15 protein-coding genes are annotated in these 20,472 nt (G+C 60.4%); 11 read left to right on the forward strand and 4 right to left on the reverse strand.

Annotation, left to right across the window (positions count from 1 at the left end):
- Positions 1-223: 223 nt before the first annotated feature.
- The 4 genes from clpA to GBCGDNIH1_RS21260 all read right to left on the reverse strand — a co-directional run bounded on the left by clpA (position 224) and on the right by GBCGDNIH1_RS21260 (position 7,168).
- Positions 224-2,584: an ATP-dependent Clp protease ATP-binding subunit ClpA gene (clpA, locus tag GBCGDNIH1_RS21245; RefSeq protein ID WP_025287135.1), complete on the reverse strand. Its 2,361-nt coding sequence runs from the start codon at positions 2,582-2,584 to the stop codon at positions 224-226.
- Positions 2,585-2,866: 282 nt separating this feature from the next.
- Positions 2,867-3,982 (reverse strand): glycosyltransferase family 4 protein, encoded by a 1,116-nt coding sequence (locus GBCGDNIH1_RS21250; protein ID WP_011632454.1) that lies wholly within the window; start codon positions 3,980-3,982, stop codon positions 2,867-2,869.
- A gap of 10 nt (positions 3,983-3,992) precedes the next feature.
- Positions 3,993-5,711: a heparinase II/III family protein gene (locus GBCGDNIH1_RS21255; protein ID WP_011632455.1), complete on the reverse strand. Its 1,719-nt coding sequence runs from the start codon at positions 5,709-5,711 to the stop codon at positions 3,993-3,995.
- Positions 5,712-5,845: 134 nt separating this feature from the next.
- Entirely contained in the window at positions 5,846-7,168 is a 1,323-nt protein-coding gene (locus tag GBCGDNIH1_RS21260) for an RsmB/NOP family class I SAM-dependent RNA methyltransferase (protein ID WP_043454260.1), read from the reverse strand.
- 122 nt (positions 7,169-7,290) lie between these two features.
- Here GBCGDNIH1_RS21260 and GBCGDNIH1_RS21265 point away from each other — a divergent pair, with 122 nt between their 5' ends.
- From GBCGDNIH1_RS21265 to gspD, 11 genes are all read left to right on the forward strand, one after another.
- The gene (locus GBCGDNIH1_RS21265; protein WP_011632457.1) at positions 7,291-8,991 is read left to right on the forward strand and encodes an ArnT family glycosyltransferase; all 1,701 of its coding nucleotides are present in this window, start codon (positions 7,291-7,293) and stop codon (positions 8,989-8,991) included.
- A 115-nt stretch (positions 8,992-9,106) separates the two neighbouring features.
- On the forward strand, positions 9,107-10,873 hold the full coding sequence (locus tag GBCGDNIH1_RS21270; protein ID WP_050748553.1) for a GspE/PulE family protein: 1,767 nt from the start codon (positions 9,107-9,109) through the stop codon (positions 10,871-10,873).
- On the forward strand, positions 10,870-12,123 hold the full coding sequence (locus tag GBCGDNIH1_RS21275) for a type II secretion system F family protein (RefSeq protein WP_011632459.1): 1,254 nt from the start codon (positions 10,870-10,872) through the stop codon (positions 12,121-12,123). The genes GBCGDNIH1_RS21270 and GBCGDNIH1_RS21275 overlap by 4 nt, the downstream gene beginning before the upstream one ends.
- Positions 12,120-12,587 (forward strand): GspH/FimT family pseudopilin, encoded by a 468-nt coding sequence (locus GBCGDNIH1_RS21280; protein ID WP_011632460.1) that lies wholly within the window; start codon positions 12,120-12,122, stop codon positions 12,585-12,587. Before GBCGDNIH1_RS21275 ends, GBCGDNIH1_RS21280 begins: the two co-directional genes overlap by 4 nt.
- On the forward strand, positions 12,574-13,011 hold the full coding sequence (locus GBCGDNIH1_RS21285) for a type IV pilus modification PilV family protein (RefSeq protein ID WP_011632461.1): 438 nt from the start codon (positions 12,574-12,576) through the stop codon (positions 13,009-13,011). The genes GBCGDNIH1_RS21280 and GBCGDNIH1_RS21285 overlap by 14 nt, the downstream gene beginning before the upstream one ends.
- Positions 13,008-13,625, forward strand: coding sequence for a prepilin-type N-terminal cleavage/methylation domain-containing protein (locus tag GBCGDNIH1_RS21290; protein ID WP_011632462.1), 618 nt, complete (start codon positions 13,008-13,010; stop codon positions 13,623-13,625). Before GBCGDNIH1_RS21285 ends, GBCGDNIH1_RS21290 begins: the two co-directional genes overlap by 4 nt.
- The gene (locus GBCGDNIH1_RS21295) at positions 13,622-14,779 is read left to right on the forward strand and encodes a PilN domain-containing protein (protein ID WP_011632463.1); all 1,158 of its coding nucleotides are present in this window, start codon (positions 13,622-13,624) and stop codon (positions 14,777-14,779) included. The genes GBCGDNIH1_RS21290 and GBCGDNIH1_RS21295 overlap by 4 nt, the downstream gene beginning before the upstream one ends.
- Positions 14,776-15,414 (forward strand): type II secretion system protein GspM, encoded by a 639-nt coding sequence (gene gspM, locus GBCGDNIH1_RS21300; protein ID WP_011632464.1) that lies wholly within the window; start codon positions 14,776-14,778, stop codon positions 15,412-15,414. The genes GBCGDNIH1_RS21295 and gspM overlap by 4 nt, the downstream gene beginning before the upstream one ends.
- Positions 15,411-16,010 (forward strand): hypothetical protein, encoded by a 600-nt coding sequence (locus GBCGDNIH1_RS21305; RefSeq protein ID WP_011632465.1) that lies wholly within the window; start codon positions 15,411-15,413, stop codon positions 16,008-16,010. Before gspM ends, GBCGDNIH1_RS21305 begins: the two co-directional genes overlap by 4 nt.
- Before the next feature lie 171 nt (positions 16,011-16,181).
- Positions 16,182-17,846 (forward strand): phosphatidylinositol-specific phospholipase C domain-containing protein, encoded by a 1,665-nt coding sequence (locus tag GBCGDNIH1_RS21310; RefSeq protein ID WP_011632466.1) that lies wholly within the window; start codon positions 16,182-16,184, stop codon positions 17,844-17,846.
- Between the two features lie 348 nt (positions 17,847-18,194).
- The gene (gene gspD, locus GBCGDNIH1_RS21315) at positions 18,195-20,399 is read left to right on the forward strand and encodes a type II secretion system secretin GspD (protein WP_050748458.1); all 2,205 of its coding nucleotides are present in this window, start codon (positions 18,195-18,197) and stop codon (positions 20,397-20,399) included.
- Positions 20,400-20,472 lie beyond the last annotated feature (73 nt).

Here is a 20,472-nt window from a genome sequence, read left to right on the forward strand (position 1 = left end):
CTCACTGCAAGCCTCTTTCTGCTTGTTTTCTAAGCGCACAGATGCCTTCTTTTTGTGCCACAGGCTCAAATTCCAACTTCGCGGAGAGCGAGCTGCTATGGTCTCAACCGCCCCGGAGACACTCGTCTTCTGTGGCTGGATCGTTCTCAAACTTCCCTGTAAAGCACAAAAAAACCCGGATCTGTTGACCCGGGTTTTTTATTTCATGCACAGCTTTTACCAATCAATCCGCTGTTTCAGCCGCCAATTCCTCACCGCCATCATTGGCATCCGGTCTCGGCAAGGCTGGTGCACTGGCCTCGACAATATCGAATTCAAGCGCATCGTCTTTCAGCGTGACCTTGACAGAACCGCCTTTGACCAGCTTGCCGAACAACAATTCCTCGGCCAGCGGCTTCTTGATGTATTCCTGAATGACGCGCGCCAATGGACGCGCACCGTACAGCCTGTCATAGCCACGCTCAGCCAGCCATTCCTTCGCGGCGGAGTTCAGTTCGATCGTGACATTGCGGTCCGCCAGCTGGGCTTCGAGCTGCATCACGAATTTCTCAACCACGCGACCGACAATTTCCGCGGTCAGGTTGCCGAATGGAATGACGGCATCCAGACGGTTGCGGAATTCCGGCGTAAACAGACGCTTGACCGCGTCCTCATCCTCGCCAACACGTGCCTCACGACCGAAACCGATGGCCTCTTTCGCCATATCGGACGCACCGGCATTAGTGGTCATAATCAGGATGACGTTACGGAAATCGACGATCTTGCCGTTGTGATCGGTCAATTTTCCATGATCCATCACCTGCAACAGAATATTGTAGAGATCGGGATGCGCTTTCTCGACCTCATCCAGCAGCAGAACCGCATGAGGATGCTGGTCGATCGCATCCGTCAGCAAACCACCCTGATCAAACCCGACATAGCCCGGCGGCGCACCGATCAGACGGGAGATACTATGACGCTCCATATATTCGCTCATGTCGAAGCGAATCAGCTCTATGCCCAGCGTCGTCGCCAACTGACGCGCCACCTCGGTTTTACCCACGCCCGTCGGTCCGGAGAACAGATAGTTACCGATCGGCTTCTCGGCATCGCGCAGACCGGCACGGCTGAGCTTGATGGCGGCAGAAAGAGCCTCGATTGCTTTATCCTGCCCGAACACCATCGCTTTCAGATCGCGTTCCAGCGTGCGCAGCGTTTCCTTATCGTCGGCACTGACGCTTTTGGGTGGGATGCGGGCAATGCGGGCGACAATGTCCTCCACATCCTGCAACGTCACCGTCTTGCGCCGTTTGTGCTCCGGCAACAGCATGCGGCTGGCACCGACCTCGTCGATCACGTCGATGGCCTTGTCCGGCAGCTTGCGATCATGGATGTATTTCGCGGCCAACTCCACCGCGCCACGAATGGCTTCTTCGGTGTAGGTGACCTTGTGGTGAGTCTCGTAATTCGTCTTCAGCCCGCGCAGAATCTTGACCGCATCCTCCACCGACGGCTCATTGACGTCGATTTTCTGAAAACGGCGCACCAGCGCACGGTCTTTTTCAAAGTAGTTGCGAAATTCCTTATAGGTCGTGCTGCCGATGCAGCGTAAAGCACCGGAAGCAAGGGCTGGTTTCAGCAGGTTGGAAGCATCCATTGCCCCGCCACTGGTGGCCCCGGCACCGATCACGGTATGGATTTCGTCGATGAACAGCACCGCACCTGGATGGTTTTCCAGCTCGGTGACCACCGCCTTCAGCCGCTCCTCGAAATCACCACGATAGCGTGTGCCCGCCAGCAGAGCCCCCATATCCAGCGCATAGATGGTGCTGTTGAGCAGAACTTCCGGCACATCGCTTTCAACGATGCGCTTGGCCAGTCCCTCGGCAATGGCCGTCTTGCCCACGCCGGGATCACCGACATAGAGCGGGTTGTTCTTGGTACGGCGGCACAGGATCTGGATGGTACGCTCGATCTCCGTATCACGTCCGATCAGGGGGTCGATCTTGCCGGCCCGCGCCTTCTTGTTCAGGTCAACGCAATAGGTCGACAGCGCGTCCTCCTTACGGCGGCTCGATTTTTCCTCGCGCTCGCTTTCAGGTCCTGAGGGTTCACCCCCGCCATTGCTACCGCTGGCCGAGCCCTGCACGGGGCGGGTCTGTGAACGGCCGGGCGCCTTGGCGATGCCATGGCTGATAAAATTCACCGCATCCAGCCGGGTCATATCCTGAAGTTGCAGGAAATAGACCGCATGACTCTCACGCTCGCTGAACAGCGCGACCAGCACGTTGGCGCCGGTGACTTCATCACGGCCCGAGGACTGGACATGAATGGCGGCACGCTGCACCACGCGCTGGAAACCGGCCGTCGGTTTTGGATCGCTGGCACGCTCACTGGCCAGACCGGACAGATCCTTGTCCAGAAATTCCGTCAGATCCGTGCGCAGTTTGTCTATATCGACACCGCAGGCACGCAGGACCGCGACAGCGTCGGCGTCTTCCGCCAATCCCAGCAGAAGATGTTCGAGGGTTGCGTATTCGTGGTGACGTTCACTGGCCAGAGACAAGGCCCGGTGAAGCGTCTGCTCAAGGTTGCGGGACAACATGGATGGGCAACGCTCCTTGATCCTGGGGGCCGCAGGCAGGGACCGGAAACCGATCCGGTCCACCGCGCAGGCTCCTTTGCGCGGCATCGATGAGCTGGATATTGGGTTGCAGTGCCGGAAAACTAGCCGGCAGGACGACTCAGCAGCCCAGCCCGGATATGAGCTTTTCACATCCTGCTTCGTGCCGTCCAGCATCTGTTACCGTTTTTGGTCACAAAAGATTCAGGGACGGAGGATGGAGACCATCATACCACTGCCTGATATAGGCTCTAACCTGCTTCTTTACAGGCCCAGCAGATCGAGACTCCGCCCGATGACTATCTGTTCGACATAGTGATCGAGCGCCCGTTGTCGTCCTGCCATCCCCATCCGGGCACACAGGGCGGGGGATGTTGCAAGCCTGGTCAAAGCCTGCGCCAGAGGGGCCGCTGCGCGGGGCGGCACCAGGAAACCGGTTTCACCATCCACGACCTGTTCTCTCGGGCCCCGTACCGAGGTCGCCACCACCGGCAGACCGCAGAGCATCGCCTCGACGATAGACATTGGCAGCCCCTCGAACCAGCTTGGCAGGGTGAAGATATCGGCAGCAGCCAGCAGCGCGGGAATATCCTCGCGGTATCCCAGGCGGCGCAGCCTCGGCCCCAGCGCATCCGGCGCGGCGGCCTGCTGGAAAGCCGGTTCCAGATCCTCCCCGTGATCGGAGGACAGACGCTCCCCCACCACCCATAACTCGGCCTCCGGAACCGAGCGCATCGCCTCCAGCAGTTCCAGATGCCCCTTGTGACGGACCAGACGGGAAACGACGATCACCACCGGTCGATCCATCGGTGTACCAAGCGCCTGCCTGATACGTCGGCGCGCTTCAGGATCAGGGCGGAATACCGCCGGGTCGCGCCCATTCCCGACCGGGATGGCATGGCGATGGATCAAAAGACGGCGAGCATCCCGTGATTCTTCGGTGGAAACGGTCAGGAATACATGCGTCACCCGTCCGGCAATCGCCTCCATGACCCAGGACACGATACGCCGCGGCAGAGGGGATGGCTGATTGAACAAAAATCCATGGCATGTGTAGGCAATACAGGGCACACCGCAGGCCCGCGCCGCCAGACGCGCCAGAAAGCCACTGATAGGCATATGGGCATGCACCATATCGGGCTGCTCGGCACGAATCAGTCTCACCAGAGCACGAAATGCCCGCCACTGGGCCTGCGGTGAGATACGCCGCACCATCGGCACCGTCTCGACCCGGAAGCCTTCCGCCCGGACAGCGGAGAGTAACGGACCATCCGCACAGGCCCCCACCACCTCATGCCCCCGATCCCGTGCCGCTCTCATCACCGGAAGAATGAAATGCCGCAGCGCGAAGTCGACATTGGTGATTTCCAGAATCTTCAAGCGCTGACGCTCATTCTTTTGCCTTGCGGGTGATGGCCCATTTGACGCAGCGCGGGCCGTCCGGAGGCACGGAGATCACGACCTGTTCGGCCTGTCTCGGCATCTGACCTCCGAGATAGACGCTTTCTTCCACCGTGATGGTGCCGCCCTCCACCTGCATCAGCCATGCAGCCTGCGGGGTACGCAGCAGGATTGAATCCCGCAACGTGGCGGCCGGCTTTTCAGTGATCGCCTCCTCACCCGACACCGCTCCATCGACCGCAGCCGGTTCGACAGACTGTGTCCGGGCCTCTGCCCCCGTATTCTCCATGGCCTGGGTCTGGCGGATCGCATGCACCGCCGGATGGAGATGAAAACGCAGGACATAGGGGCGCGGCTCACCGCCTTCCAGACTATCTTCGCCGCGCACATCATCGCCGTTGGCAGCCATGTATAAATGGCGGCGATGCACCAGACCGGCGCTTTGTCGCCAGCCATCATGGGTCGCCTCCAGCCAGATGGCGCCCTCGGACTCCAGACGCTCTGCTGTTACGCGGGAGGGACGACGGCCCAGACCATCCGCGGTCACTTCGGAGGAGCTGGTATCGGCCATCACCAGCGTCGAATGGGCAGCGGTGGCGCGGGTTGCCTCCCGCCATTCCGGGCCGCCTGCGGGCAAAGCGCCGCAATTGGTGATGATCCGATCGCGCCCGGACGAAAATTCAAAGGCCAGCGTGCCCGCATGCGCATGACGGTCCAGCCCCCGCCGCGCCGGCAGACCGGTATCGACGATCACGACCGAGCGCCCGGCCTGAAGCCTCTGCCAACCACCATGCTGCATGTCATGGGTCGCCCGCGCGCCGCGCCCCGCCTGGGCCAGCACAAGATCGATCAGACTGGCATTCTCTTCCCGGCTGCCATTGAACAGCGCCAGGCCGCCGTCGCCATGTCGCAGAACCCGCAAGGCCGGTCCCAGACGCTCGATCGCCAGCAGCAAAATATTCGGCACCGGCACGCGTGCGCTTTGCAGCAATCCGCGCATTTCCACCAGATCACGCAACGCGGCGTAATGTGCGGACGGAGAACGCTCGACATGGCTGCCATCGGGCAGAATCTGGCGGTCCAGTTCCTTCGGCAGCCATTTCAGCACCCGCGCCAGATAGCTCCCTTTGTCCGGCAGCGCGATAGCAGCGGCAAGCAGCCCCTTTAACACGGTCAAGGCGCGTGCATCGGCGGTTTCGGGGGGGATTTCGAACGCCAGCGCCCGCGCATCCGCCACCAGTCGCGCCATCATACGCTGACGGAAATTGTCATCCGCGGAAGCTGCAAAAAAATCGTAATGCCCCAACCAGGCCATCACCCTGGCCCCTGTTACATCAGGGCGCGTGGCGATGTTGTCGAGTGCGGAAGCACCGATCCAGTCAGCCACCATGCTCCGTGCCTTCAGGCGCGCACCATCAGTACCGAGCGCACGAAGATCCCGCAGCCAGGAGAATCCGTGAATGGCTGCCCGCAACTCGGCAGTGCCGGCGCTATCCCCCCATGCGCCGGGCTGAAGGCTGCGGATTATACCGGAGTGTTCGTATTCGCCCCGCAGCAATCTTGCCCCGCGTGTCGCATCGCCCGGCCACAGATCACGGACCATGACAAGCGGTGCATCGGGCGCACGGCTCAGGCGCAATGTCGGCAGCCGCGCCGCCGCACGGCGCGCACCCCTGACCCATCGGGAGGCGGGAGGAGGCGGACTCATGAAATCGATTCGAATCGGTGACTGGCGCGCATATCTGCTTGTAACGACGGCAGTGCCATCAACACAACCGACCGGTTCGGACCTACGTAAAGTTTGATCTTTCCACCACGCGCCCTCGCTGACCGATCCGGTCTCTATCGCACCGTCAGGCGTGCAGCAAAAAACCCGTCCATCCCTGTTATCGGGGGTGAGCCTTCCGGTCCGGCAAACGCAAGTCCCGGATGGGTGCGCAAATATCCTTCCGCCGTGCGCGCCCCCGGCAGGAAGGCCAGTTCCTCCACCGTGAAGGGCGACAAAGTCACGGACGGAAGCGTTTTCAGCGCATGCTCGATCCGTTGGCGGCCTTCTTCCGGCTGCATGGAGCAGACCGCATAGATCAGGCGACCGCCGGGACGCAGCATGGCAAGGGCTGCAGCCAGCAGGCGGTCCTGTTGCGCCGTCAGCGCGGTGATATCCCGCTGACGCTTCAGATGCGGCACATCAGGATGACGGCGGATGGTTCCGGTGGCACTGCATGGCGCATCCAGCAGGATGGCATCCGGCACGAAACCGGCCGGCGGAGTCCATTCCGCCGCATCAGCCACCGCCACCTGCACATCCAGACGCAGCCGGGCCAGGTTTTCACGCAGGCGCGGCACACGCACCGCTTCACGCTCCACCGCGATCACCTCCGCCCCGCTCATGGCGAGTTGTGCGGTCTTGCCACCCGGTGCGGCGCACAGATCGACAATCTTCTCCCCTTCCCGCGCCGCCAGCAGGCGCGCCGGCAAGGAAGCAGCCGCATCCTGAACCCAGAATGCTCCCTCCTCAAAGCCCGGCAGAATGCTGACGCGGGTACCGGGGGGCAGCCTTATTGTGCCGTTCGGGAGTAAAATCCCCTCGGCAGGTGGCGTGATCCCGGGACGCAAGGTCAGATCGAGCGGAGCCTCCGTCTGATGCGCCAGAGCAATGGCGCGGGCATCGCGGCCCCACGCGGTCCACAGCCAGCCGGGCGTGTCCAGCCGGGGGGAGTCCAACCCGTTCAGCATCTCCTGCCCACCCGTTGCCACCTTGCGCAGCACCGCATTGATCAGGCCGGTGAAAGGTGCCAGCCGCAGCTGACGCGCCAGATCAACCGCCGTCCCGACCGCAGCATGGGGGGGCGTGTCCAGAAACAGCAACCCGGCTGCGCCCAGACGCAGGATGTCCCGCACCGGCGCAGGCGGCTCCCGTCTTAAAAACGGCTCCAGCACGGCATCAATGGTGCCGAGACGGCGCAACGTCGCCGCAGCGAGACGATGGGCGGCAGCACGGTCGCGCGGCTCCATCGGCGGCAGGGCATTCAGCGCCTCTTCCAACGAACGGTGCTGCTCCAGCACCGCATTCAACAGACGGCAGGCAGCATCTCTGGTCGGGTCCATAGCGACGGGGGGAGCCGATGGGCGACGGGAAGAAGAAGGAGAACGAATTGTCATCATGGCTTTTTGCGCGGCCCGGCCCTTTCCGGCAAGCACGCGATACGCATGTCCCTTATCACACCCCCTTGATCGCAGGCCACCTCGGGGTGGTGCGGCGTGGCAGGTGTGGTAATTCGTAGTCTATGCGCCAGATCCTGTTCCTGACCCTGTTCTGCCTGATCGCGTGGATACCGGGTTTTTTCACCCTGCCACCCTCCGACCGCGACGAAAGCCGCTTCGCACAGGCCAGCCGGCAGATGATCGAAACCGGTGATTACGTCACCATCATGAACGGCACCGAACCGCGTAACCGCAAGCCGATCGGCATTTACTGGCTGCAGGTGCCCTTTGCGAAAGCTGCTCAACAGGCCGGGCTGGCGCAGGAAAATCCGATCTGGCCCTACCGCCTTCCCTCCCTGCTGGGCGGATTGCTGGCCGTGTGGATGACATACGGCTTTGGAATCAGGCTGGTCGGACGAAAGGGGGCTTTCCTCGGTGCGTGGATTCTGGGCGCCTCGGTCATTCTGCTGGTCGAAACGCATATGGCGAAAACCGATGCCGCCCTGCTGGCCGCGACACTCGCTGCGCAAGGGCTGCTCGGGCGTGCCTATCTGGTCGCCAGACAAGGCGATCAGGATACCAGATTCGGGTCGGTTCAGGCCGCGCTGTTCTGGATCGCCATGGCCGCGGGGATTCTGATCAAGGGACCGATCACCCCGATGGTCAGCGCCCTGACGGTGCTGACCCTGCTGATTACCGATCGCCGCATTCCGGGGCAGACGCGTTGGCTTGCCGCGCTGCGCTGGCGATGGGGGCTGCCGCTGGCCATCGCGCTGATCCTGCCATGGTTCATTGCCATCGGCATTGCCAGTCACGGACAATTCTTTGCGCAGGCGATTGGCGGGGAACTGGCCAGCAAGGTACGCAGCGGTGATGACAGCCATGGCGCGCCACCAGGGCTTCATCTCCTGCTGCTGATCATCACCCTGTTTCCCGGATCATTGGTGGTGCTTCAGGCCCTGCCGGCATCATGGCGTCACCGGTCAGAACCGGTGATGCGCTTCCTGCTGGCCTGGATCATCCCGTCATGGATCGTTTTCGAGGCCGTACCAACCAAACTGCCGCATTATATCCTGCCCATGCTGCCTGCCCTCGCCCTGCTGGGCGGCAAAGCCATAGCGGAGACGCTGGCAGTGCCGCGCTGGATGCAATGGCTGGCAAAAATCCTGTTCGTGCTTTCCTGCCTGTTGCTGGGGGGAGCCGCGATCGCCCTGCCCTTCGTCATCATGCCGGGACTGCACTGGCAGGATCTGCTGGGCATCCCTGCTTTTCTTACTATGGTCATGCTGCTGGCACTGGGGACCGGACTGCTGCCGCGCCGTCAGCGTGACGCGACACCCTATCGCAATATCCGCCTGCTGCTGATCTGCGCACCGCTGGTCGGCTGGAGCATGCTGGGACTGGAATTACCTTCCCTGCGCACCCTCTGGCTCAGCCCCGCCATCACTCGGGCCGCCCGGATCGAAACAGCAGAGCTTTACGGGGCACACGCGCCACTCGATCTGGTGACCGCAGGCTATAATGAGCCGAGCCTGCGATTCCTGGCCGGAACCGACACGTTTTTTGCTCCCGATGCCGCCAGCGCTGCCGCCTGGCTGGCGAAGCACAAGCAGGCCATTGCCGCCATTGCCCGCCCGGATGGGAACGCCTTCCTCGCCGCAGCCACCGCACAGGGGCTCAGCCCCGATCTGCGATATTCCATGGCCGGATATAATTACTCGCGCGGGAAAAGGATTTTGATTGATCTTTATGCATCAGGCACTGGTTCCGCCTCGACTCAATGACCAGCTTCAGCAATCATCGAGTTTATTGAGCAGGGGGCGTATAACTCTGAATTGACAGGCCGCCATACGCTCGGCGCTGATGTTTTTCTGCACAGACGCAGAAGCGGATATGACCATGCAACATGATACGGCTCAGGTGTTCAGGCAGTCCGATGTCGGTCTCTCCGATACCGGCGCGATACAGGATCGTCTGACCAGTCTTCTTCTGTCCCTGGGCCATTGCGATTCTGCATCAGTCAGCCGTGCCACCTCTCTGGCGCGCGAAACCGGGGAGCGGCGCGACGTCGTGATGCAGCGTCTCGGTCTCGTGACCGAGCGTGATCTGGCCGAGGCTTATGCGGCCCTGCTGAATGCTCCCCTGCTTCAGGAGGCTGATTTTCCTGATACTCCGCTTTTTGCCGGCACATTGCCGCGGCGTTTCCTGCGTACCTCCCGCATTCTACCGGTTTCTATCGCAACGGACGGCACAGTGACCCTCGCCATGGCTGATCCGCTGGATCAATTTGCATGCGACTCCGTGGCAGCAGCGCTGGGCAGGCCTGTGCGCATCGGCATCGCCGTGCCGATCATGGTGGAGACCGCGCTGCAACGTCTTTACCCTGAAACAGACGCACTTCAGGATACTGGTAACGAGGCGGAACCAAACAGTGACGGATGGGCCGACGACACGGAGAGACTGCGCGATCTGTCCAGCGATGCGCCGGTGATCAGGCTGGTCAACCAGATCATCAGCCGGGCAGTCGAAACCGGTGCCAGCGACATCCATATCGAGCCGTTCGAAGACCGGATCGCAATCCGCTACCGCTATGACGGTGTGCTGCATGAGGCGGAAGGCGTCTCCGCGCGCGGCGGCTCGGCCGCGGCGATCACATCCCGTATCAAGATCATGGCCCGGCTGGACATCGCCGAACGCCGACTGCCGCAGGATGGACGGCTGAAGCTGGCCGTACGCGGGCAGGAGGTCGATTTCCGTGTCTCCACCGTGCCTTCCCTGTATGGCGAAACAGTGGTGATGCGTATTCTGGACCGCAGCGCCGTCGCTTTCGAATTCAATCGTCTGGGTCTGCGCGCGACAGTGCGGGAAAAGCTGGAACGTTGTCTGTCCATGCCGAATGGCATCGTTCTGGTCACCGGCCCCACCGGCAGCGGCAAGACCACGACGCTTTATGCCGGGCTGAACAGTCTCAACAGCCCGACCCGCAAGATCGTCACCATCGAAGACCCGGTGGAATATCAGCTCCGGGGCATCAACCAGATACAGGTAAAGCCCCAGATCGGCCTGAGTTTCGCGGCACTGCTGCGTGCCATCCTGCGGCAAGATCCCGATGTCATCATGGTCGGCGAGGTGCGCGACCTCGAAACCGCACAGATCTCGGCACAGGCGGCGCTGACGGGACATCTGGTGCTGTCCACCCTGCATACCAATTCCGCCGCCGCAACCGTAACCCGGCTGCGCGATATGGGGCTGGAAGATTACCTGCTGACCGCCGTGTTGCGCGGTGTGCTGGCCCAGCGTCTGGTGCGTGTGCTCTGCCCGGCCTGCAAAACATCGACCCCGGCCCCATCGGCGCTGATCGAGCGCTTCCGACTGGACGAGCACGCTCCTGCCGGGCAAACGCCCCATTTATGGCACCCCGTTGGATGCCCGGCCTGCCGCCAGACCGGCTATCGCGGTCGGATGGCCGTTGCGGAGTTTCTGGAACCCGATGCTGCGATTGACCGGTTGATCTATGCCCGCGCCGGGGAGGCCGAGATTGAGGAAGCAGCCCGCGCCGCCGGCATGCGCACCATGTTCGAGGCCGGGCTGGATGCCGTACTGGCCGGAGAAACCTCGCTGGAGGAGATCACACGCTGCCTGCACCATGGTGAGGACGCGTTGTGAGTGAGTCCGCGCATTATTCAGGTAGCCCTACAGGAGGTATAGCCTTCCGGTTCACCGCCCTGTCGACCACGGGAGAGATCACTCAGGGAACCCTGTATGCCGCCAGCGTGCCTGAAGCCGAAACAGCCCTCCATGGGCGAGGCCTTGTACCACTTGAGATTGCCCCGCTGAGGCTGAACACGCTGATGCAGCGCCTGCGCCGTCCGATTACCGGCATGAAGCAGGCGGAGCTGACACGCATCACCCGTGAACTCTCCATCATGCTGGAAACTGGACAGGATCTGGACCGTGCGCTCCGCTTCGTGGGAGAGCACAGCGCACGGCGGGAGTCCGTCCGCCTGATCGAAGCCGTCCGGAACCGGGTGCGGGATGGCAGCCCGCTGGCCGATGCCATGGCTGAGCATCCCCGCGCGTTTCCCCCCCTTTATACCGGTATGGTCCGCGCGGGGGAGGCGGGAGGCAGTCTGGCCGCCACGCTGGACCGGCTGGCAGCCTATCTGGAACGACAGCAGACTATGAATGCCGCGCTGGTCTCTGCCCTGATTTACCCCGCGCTGCTGCTGGTCACCGCAACCGGTGCCGTCCTCCTGCTGCTGACACAGGTGCTGCCGGAATTTGCCCCTCTGTTTGAGCAGAACATGGCGGCGATGCCGGCCTCGACCCGTTTCCTGCTCGGGCTGAGCCGGAATCTGTCCGTCTGGCTGCCGACAGTGCTGATGCTCATGCTTGGGGTGCTGACAGGGGTGTGGTGGCTGCTGCGACGGGACGGGCCGCGTCTGGTCGCGGATCGGTTCGGCCTGCGCCTGCCGCTGATCGGGGCTATCTGGCGGGAATTGCTGGCCGCAAGGCTGACACGCACGCTCGGCAGCCTGCTGGTCAATGGCGTGCCGCTCATCAATGCGCTCGGGATCGCTCGTGAAACCCTCGGTAATCGCGCTGCCGTCGACGCTGTACGACTGGCAGCGCAAAATGCCAGTGAGGGGGGCTCCTTCGCCAATGCTCTCGCTGAACAGAACGTGTTCCCGGCCCGTACCATTGCGCTTTTGCGGCTGGGTGAGGAAAGCGCCCGGCTCGGCCCGCTCTGTCTGCGCGCTGCCGATATTCATGAAGATACGTTCCGCATCCGGATGCAGCGAGCCGTGTCGCTGGTCACACCCTCCATCACCGTTGCCATGGGGGCAATGGTCGCCGGAATTGTCAGCTCCGTGCTGATGGCTATGCTCAGCCTGAACGATCTGGCCGCGCAATGAAAAAGGCGACTTCCAATTCAGGCCGTCGGCAAGCAGGATTTACCCTGCTGGAAATGCTCGTGGTGCTGGCCATTCTGGGGGTCGGGACGGGGATTGCCCTGTTATACGGCACACGGATACCGGAGGGACTGAAAGCCCGGGATGCGGCACGCGCCATCGCCATCGAATTTCGCCTCGCCCGCAGCCAGGCAATCTGGTCAGGTCATACAGTCAGGGTCACCGCCAACCTGGACCATGCCACGCTGCAACGGGACAACGCGATGCCTGTACAGCTGCGCGGCGTCACACTGCATCGCCTCTCGCAAGACAGTGAAGCAGCAAAGCAGGGTGACGATACCCAGGTCACATTGCTGTTTCTGCCTCATGGCGGCGCGAAGGGTGACGGGCTTGTTGTCAGTGCGGGGTCTACCTCTATCAACGTGCGGACCAATCCATTGACCGGCACCGTCAATGTCGTGCCGTAATGTCTCCACAGCTGGACACGGCACTGGCCGGGAGAGCGGTTTCACCCTGCTGGAAACGCTGATCGCTTTCATCATTCTGGCTCTGGCGCTGAGTGAAATTTTTGATGGCAGTCTGATCGGCCTGCGCTCTGCCCGGCGGGCGGAGGAAATGAGGCTGGCTCTGGTTATAGCGCGCAATCATCTGGATGAGACGATCCATGCCGCGCCCGCAACGCTGGCCCGTACCCATATATGGGAGGGTGAGGACCGTAACGCCATGCATTGGCGTGTCGTGGTGAGACCGCTGATGCAGGCGCCGAGATTGCAAATGCCGCTGTGGCTGTCGGAAATCACTGTCTCGGTCTGGTCTTCCTCCGTCAGCAGCACAGATGGCATGCCGCCCCTCGTCACATTGGTGACCCGGCAAATGGCGGGGGTGCGATGATGCGATCAGGCGATCGAAGGCAAGAGAATGCCGGATTTACGCTGCTGGAAGTTCTGGTGGCGCTGGTGGTGCTGGGCTTTCTGATCGTGGGGCTGACCGAAGGCACCCGTTTCGGTTTTCTGGCACAGCAGCATCAGGACGCGATGCAGGCAGGTGGCCCCGCGCTGGAAGGCGCAGATCGCGCCCTGCGCAGCTTGCTGCGTACGATGCGTCCCGGCCTGCCGACCGATGACAGCAATCCCCTTCCCTGGCCGCACGGGGACAATCGAATGTTATTCTTCATCGCCCTGATGCCGGGCAGCGAGGATGATCCATCCAGCCCCGACTCCACTCTTGCCGACATGGTTCTGCTGGTACGGGATAATGCGCTGACCCTGCGATGGACACGCCATATCAACGGCACCCCACGGCATCCGTTACACTGGCAGGAGGCCACGCTGCTGGCGCCGGTTCAGGCACTGGCCATTGCCTATCAGGATGATCAGGGTCACTGGTCCGGCCGCTGGGAAGGGCCTGCCATTCCATCCCTGATCCGCCTCAGCCTGCGCCGCTCCCTGACCCAGAAGGAGCAGGTTCTGATCATCGCGCCGCGTATTGATACGGAACGTCCATGACGATTTCATTTGCTCCAGGAGCATCCCACATCACGCGCCTGCTGGCGCCCATCCGGACGGCTCTGAAGCCGCTATCGGACAAAATCGGCGCTTTTTTCACATGGTGGGGCACGCATCTTGCTGCCTGCCTGCCTGCCAGGGTCCGCGCACGTCTGCTGACACTGGCCGGGCGACACGAAAATTTGCTTCGTCTTTCCATTGTGGAACAGGATGATCCCCTTCTTTCTCCCCGTGTTACCCTATCCCTCATCCGGGGTACACGCGTGCAGAATCTGGGCATTTATCGCACGACACAGGCCGCCGAGCTTGCCGTCCTGCGCAGTATTCTCGACCAGTGGCAACAACGGGCCACTCCGGTTCTGCACAGCGTCGGGATATTGCCCCTGATGCGCACAGTAACCCTGTCGACGACAGCCGAAGAATGGCTCGACCAGGTACTGGCCCATGAAATGGACCGCCTGACACCCTTTACAGCTGACACTGTGCTGTGGACCTACGACATCCTGTCACGCGATCAGGCGCAGCAGAAACTGACCATTCGTTTGCATCTGCTCCCCTCCTCCTGGCTTCCACCGCATCTTTCGTGGCTGAATAGCCTCGGCTTCTTCCCCCGTCAGGTAGAGGCGGAAACAATCCTGTTTCCGATCCGTAATGCCGACATTCGGGAGCGGAACAGGGGACGCTATGCTATTGCGGCACGATGGGCATGGGCAGGATGCGCCGCTCTGCTGATCCTCACAGTGGCAACCCCTTTCATCCATCAATCGATGACACTGGGACGGCTGGATAAGACCATCGCCAGCCTCAAACCAGAAGCACAGGCAGCGTCTGCCCTGCGCCGCACCAATACCGCGGAACAGGCAAAACAGGCGGCTCTGGCCGAAGGAGGCGGCCGCAGCGGAGATGTACTCGGCATGCTGAAAATTCTGACCGATGCCCTGCCGGATGACAGTTTCATCAGCGATTTGACCCTGTCCCGCCGCGCCATCACCATCAGCGGCCAGTCAGGAGCAGCCGCCCAATTGATGGCATCCTTCAGCAACAATCCTTTCATCCGCAACGCGGCCTTTACCGCTCCGGTGATGCGTAGTCCGGATGAGAAAACCGACCTGTTCGCCATCCGGCTGGATATAAGACCGGAGGCAAGACCATGATCAGGGGTTTTCTGGCACAGGCAGGCACAAACGACAGCTTTAAACTTCCTACCGGCCGGGCAGGCCAGTTCTGTGCCTTCGGGCTTGCCCTGTTGGCTGTGGTTGTGACATGGCTGGGCATCATCTCACCGCTGCTGGGCTGGTACGCAGCACGACAGTACAGGATCGAGGATCGCACTACGCTGCTGGCACATATGCAGGGGGCTGTTGCATCCCTGCCTGCCCTACAAAAAACCCGCACGCTCATGCAGCGTGGAAATGCAGCGAATACCGCCTTTCTGCAAAGCCCGAACGATGCGGCCAATGCGGCCCAGATTCAGGAAAGCGTGCGGGCACTGAGCCAGCAAACTGGCGTTTCCCTGCTGAGTGTGGAAACATTGCCCGCAGACACTCTCGGCACCTACCGGAAAATCAGCCTTCGCCTGTCCGTACGAGGAAGCTGGCCCGCCATCATCGCCTTGATTGCCGGCCTTGGCGAGGCTTCCCCTCAGATCATTGCTGATGAAATACAGATGCACGCTTCCATTGCAGGTGCGATCAAGCCTGGCGACATTGGGTACTCACCCCCCATCGACATGACCATGACCGTATCCGCACTGGCTGTTGTCCCCTCCTCCCATCAGGCGCAGCCATGACAATCAGCCGCCTGTTGCTGCCTCTTTTCCTGTGCTGTCTCCTGATCGGGGTCATCTTCAAACTGGCTTTTGCACCAGAGGCATCCCACGTGGGAGCCGAACCGGGCACTGTTGCCCCAAAAACCACCGCTGCCACCCCGCCCCTTCCCGCCTTTACGTCGGAGGAAGCAGTCAAAGTCATTCTTGCACGGCCCCTGTTCGCACCACGGCGACGCCCGCTGCCAAGTTCAGAAACGGGTCATATCAATTTGCCTCGCCTGACCGGCATTATCACCGGCCCAGGTGACCGCAAGGCGATTTTCGCGGGAGAACCTCACTCCATCGCCATCAGCGCAGGCGGGAGCATCGAAGGCTATACAGTGACCAGCATCGAAGCAGGAACAGTCACGCTGAGTGGGCCGGTGGGAACCATGACATTACACCCGCAGCGTGCCGCCGATAACGCGGTCACCACTCCCTCCCAAAGCACCACGACCGCCCCGCAATCCTCCGGGTCGAACCAACCCCTTACGTCACAACCGGATGAACAGCCATCCCCAGCCATCATCGATGAGATGCGACGGCGATTACTCGGAACCCAGCGGACAGGAGAGTGAAAACTGCAGATTTTATACAGCGAGGAACGCCAGGGAATAGGATTTTAAAAAATTTTATTGAAAATCCAAAAGAAAAATTTTACGGTTTCATTCAGAAAATTCACATTTTTTATTTCAATCATTAATAGCTCAAAATATTAATGACGAAATAATTTTATATGGCTGTATCACATGCACAATGATCCTCGTATCCCCACATCAATAACAAAACGTAATCTGCTCAAAGGCATCGCCGGTGGAACAGCAGCTTCTGTGGCCGGGCTGGCCATCGCTGAAGAAGCCGACGCATGGAGCTTTACCAGCTGGCTCAGATCCATTTTTTATCCCACCTATACTGTCAATGCCCAGATCACGACTTTTCTGGATTCCGCCCTGTCTGCAGCATTCCGCACCATCGGCGTGAATGCAGGAACACAAAATTATACCGTTCAAAATCCTGGGGTATTCGATAGCCGTACCGCTCAGCTTAGCGTAACGGGACTGACCGCTGCTTTTCAGACAAAATCGGTCAACTGGTTCGCACAGATTGCAGGCAACCAGATCAAGCGCAGCAATACCGAAATCGCTCCGTTCGGGGATCGCCTGAGCAGCACCGATCTGGGATCCATGCTGGCCTCCCAGCGGTCAATCACAGGCGGCAATTTCAGCCTCAGCTACGGTTTTTACAATGCGGCAATCAGCGACACGATCCTGAACGCATTCGACGGAGGCGTTTCCCCCCCTGCATGCAGCGATCTATCGCATGCATATCAGTTCTACATGTATCTGACGGATCGTTATAATACGTGGATGGGGGATCTGGTAAACGCCACACCCCGGCTTGCTTCACAGCCTTTCGGTGTATTCGTGCTGCCGGGTGCTCATGATGCCGGCATGAATGGGATGCCGCGTCTTGGCGATCTGTTCGCCAATAACCGTCGCCTGGATGCTCTGCTGAATTCTCTGCTGAATAATATTTCTCCGGTTGGTCGCCAATTGCTAAGCCTTGGAGGCACCGGGTTCCTGCGCGCACTGCCCCAAAGCACCCTGTCCCGTGTGATCCGCAATCTGGCCGTGACTCAAAAAGATGATACGGCCACAATGCTGAATCTGGGGATCCGGTATTTCGATTTCCGCCCCGGTTATATTTTTCCGGCAGGTGCGTCAGAACAGGCACTTGGCCTGTTTCACCAACATAACATGATCCCAGGCGGTTCCTATACTACCTTCCTGGCAGATGTTTTGAACTGGTTGAAAGCCAACCCCTCTGAAATCGTAGTCCTGCACATCAATTCACAGGGTCTTTACAACGATGCCATGATCCCTTCACAGGGCACGCTGGATTCCGCACTGTCTTCCGCACTGTCGCAATATGGGGCGGGGATCAAGAGCGGTGATAAAACTGCGTTCGGCTCTTCCTATGCTTCCCTGATCTCAGCCAACAAACGCCTGATCGTATTGTATCAAAGCGGCTCCTACCGAACCGTCACTCGATATGATTCCTACAGCGATGGTGCTTATGGGACCACCTGCCCTGCCTCTATTTTGGGTGCGCTCAACAATATGAATGCTGGCGGACAGTCCAGTGCGGATTACACCGTGCTGCAGCTTCAAGGTACCGCCACCAACACGAAATCAGGCGCAGCCGCAGCTATTCTGGGAGATGGAGATGCCTCCTCACCACTGCTAGCCACCAAGCCCGTGTTTGATGCTGCAACGATCCCCTGGGTCCGGGGCGTAGCGGGCGGTCGTTTCCTGCCGCGCCAGCCGCTCGTGCTGCTGAATGACTTCGCTGACAACGCGATGACATCCACTGCTATTGCCGTTACCCGTCAGCGCAGTTCCTCTGTCGCATGATAGCGTCCTGATGATCCTCAGCTTATAACGTGTGCTTTTTATAGTGGAGGCCGGACCTTGCAAGGCAGTAAAAGTGACTTGCTTACCCGGTTCTCCACTGATAAAGCCGCACGTCATATCCATGACCACCTTGATATCCTATCTTGAGGCAGTGGCGGTTTTCTCTGACGGATTACCATAAACCGGCCCCTGAAACGGCTTGCCGGAATATTCATGACACCCACGGGTAAACACGTTTTCTCACGGGCCTTTTCCTTTTCGGCTGCTGTATCCTTGCAGTCCCTTTGCCTGTGCATGCCTGTCTTCTTGGCAAGTTGCGGAAAAGACGAACCGCCGCAACTGGAACCCTTGCCACCTCTGACCCGCGATGCTGGCATTGCCGCAAGACAGGTTAATACCACCCTGGCACCCAGCCTTCCGCCACACGGGCAGATCAGCTATGGACGGGTTCCGATCCAGTCCGGCACAGCGTCAGGCAGCCATATGGCAGAGGCCGGTGGCAACAACATAACTCTCAATTTCACGGATACCGATATCCGTGATGTCAGCGCCCAGATTTTGGGCGGCCTGCTCAAGGTAAACTATACTATCGACCCATCCGTGCATGGCACGGCGACTTTTCATACATCCCAGCCGCTCAGTGCTACGGCCCTCCTGCCGACGCTTCAGGTTCTGCTGAACCAGAACGGAGCGGCGGTCGTACAGACAGAAGGGCTGTATCGTGTTCTGCCCATCGGTGCCGCTGCGGGCATCACAGCCTCCGCTGGACAAAATGGTGAAGCGATTCTGAATGGCGGGGCCACCATCGTACCGCTACGCTACGCCTCGGCCGAGCAACTGGCCAAAACATTACAGCCTTATGCACAGAATGGCGCGAAAATCGCAGCCGATGCCGGGCGAAATGCCGTGCTGGTTTCCGGCGATCCACAGGCGCGGGAAGTCATGATCGGACTGATCCAGGCTTTTGATGTGGATATGCTGGCCGGACAGTCCTTTGCACTTTTCCCCGCCGATGCCGGAGGGGCCAAGGAATACGCACAGGCTCTTCAGACCGCCGCCTCCAGTCAGCAGGGAGGCGCACTGGCCGGCGTAGTACGGATATTGCCGATGGACCGGATCAATGCCGTTCTGGCCGTCGCCCGCAGTGCAAGACAGATCGAGGATTTGCGACGGATCGATACGATGGTCGGGCAAAGGCGGCGGCAATCAACCCGAAGCTGGCATGTCTATTACCTTCAAAATGGCCGCAGCAACGATGTCGCCTATGTCCTGCAACAAGCCTTCACGCCGGGGCGCGTGACTGCCCAGCCAACACCACGCAACACCACACGTCCCGCGGGCCAGTCACAATCCTCCGCCGCACAGGGAGGGGCCGGTGGAATCAATGGCGGCATGACAGGAGGAACCTCCTCCATGACCCCCGGCGGCAATGGCGGATTACCGCAGGCCGGCAATACGGGAGATGCCTCACAACCACAATCGGGCAGCAGCAACCCCCTGCTCGGCTCCCTGACCGGTGCGGGCGGTGGCTCTGCCGGCAATATGGATGATGCGGGTACCGATCCTAATACACTGCGCATCGTGCCGAATACGCAGAATAATGCCGTTCTGATCTTCGCAACGGAAAGCGAGTATGGCCCGATTGAGACCATGCTCCGTAAAATCGACATTCTGCCACTTCAGGTGCGGATTGACGCTATCATTGCCGAAGTCGCGCTGAACGATACCCTGCGATATGGTACACAATTCTTTTTCCGTGAAGGTGGCCTCAACAGCGCCATGCAAACCGCGGCAGCGACAGCCGCGACGGCCAGTACTGGCGGTCTTCTTGCCGCGGCGATACCGGGATTTTCCAACGGCTTCCTGCTGACCGGCAGCAGCAGCTCCCAGTTGGCCATGACGCTGCTGCAATCCGTCACCAAGGTGCAGGTTCTCTCCTCGCCGGAGCTGATGGTGCTGGATAACGAACCTGCAAGGCTTCAGGTAGGAGCGCTGGTACCTTATCTGACAGCCCAGTCACAGGCGACAATCGGGCAATCAGCCATCATCAACGCGGTCAGCTATCAGCAAACCGGCGTGATCCTGAACGTAACGCCCCGCGTCAATAACAGCGGTCTGGTCACGCTCGATATTTCACAGGAAGTCAGCGATGTTGATACCAGTATCAACACTAACGGCATTTCCTCCCCCGCTTTCCAGCAGCGTAGCGTACAGTCCCGCGTCGTGGTGCAGGATGGACAGACTGTCGGGCTGGCCGGGTTGATCCGCGATAATAACTCCCGCGCCAATGGCGGTGTGCCGTTCCTGAAAGACGTGCCGGTACTCGGTAGTGTGTTCGGGCAGCAGAATAATAATCGTAGCCGCACCGAACTTCTGATTCTGGTCACGCCCCATGTCATTCATGACCAGCGGGATGCGCGTGCCCTGACCGAAGATCTGAGGCAGAATCTGCGTGATGCCGCCCTTGTCCCGCAGGAGCTGAATCATCTGCGCCCTACCGGCTCCGCCGATCCGAACCGCCATGTAAGACACTCGCTGGGGCTGGAACGCTGAAGCGGCCGCGAAAAGATCGGACAGCAACTGGCCTGACCAGATCAGGCCGCGATCGTGGCTTTGCATTGCTGAT

This window comes from Granulibacter bethesdensis CGDNIH1, assembly GCF_000014285.2.
Classification (GTDB): Bacteria; Pseudomonadota; Alphaproteobacteria; order Acetobacterales; family Acetobacteraceae; genus Granulibacter; species Granulibacter bethesdensis.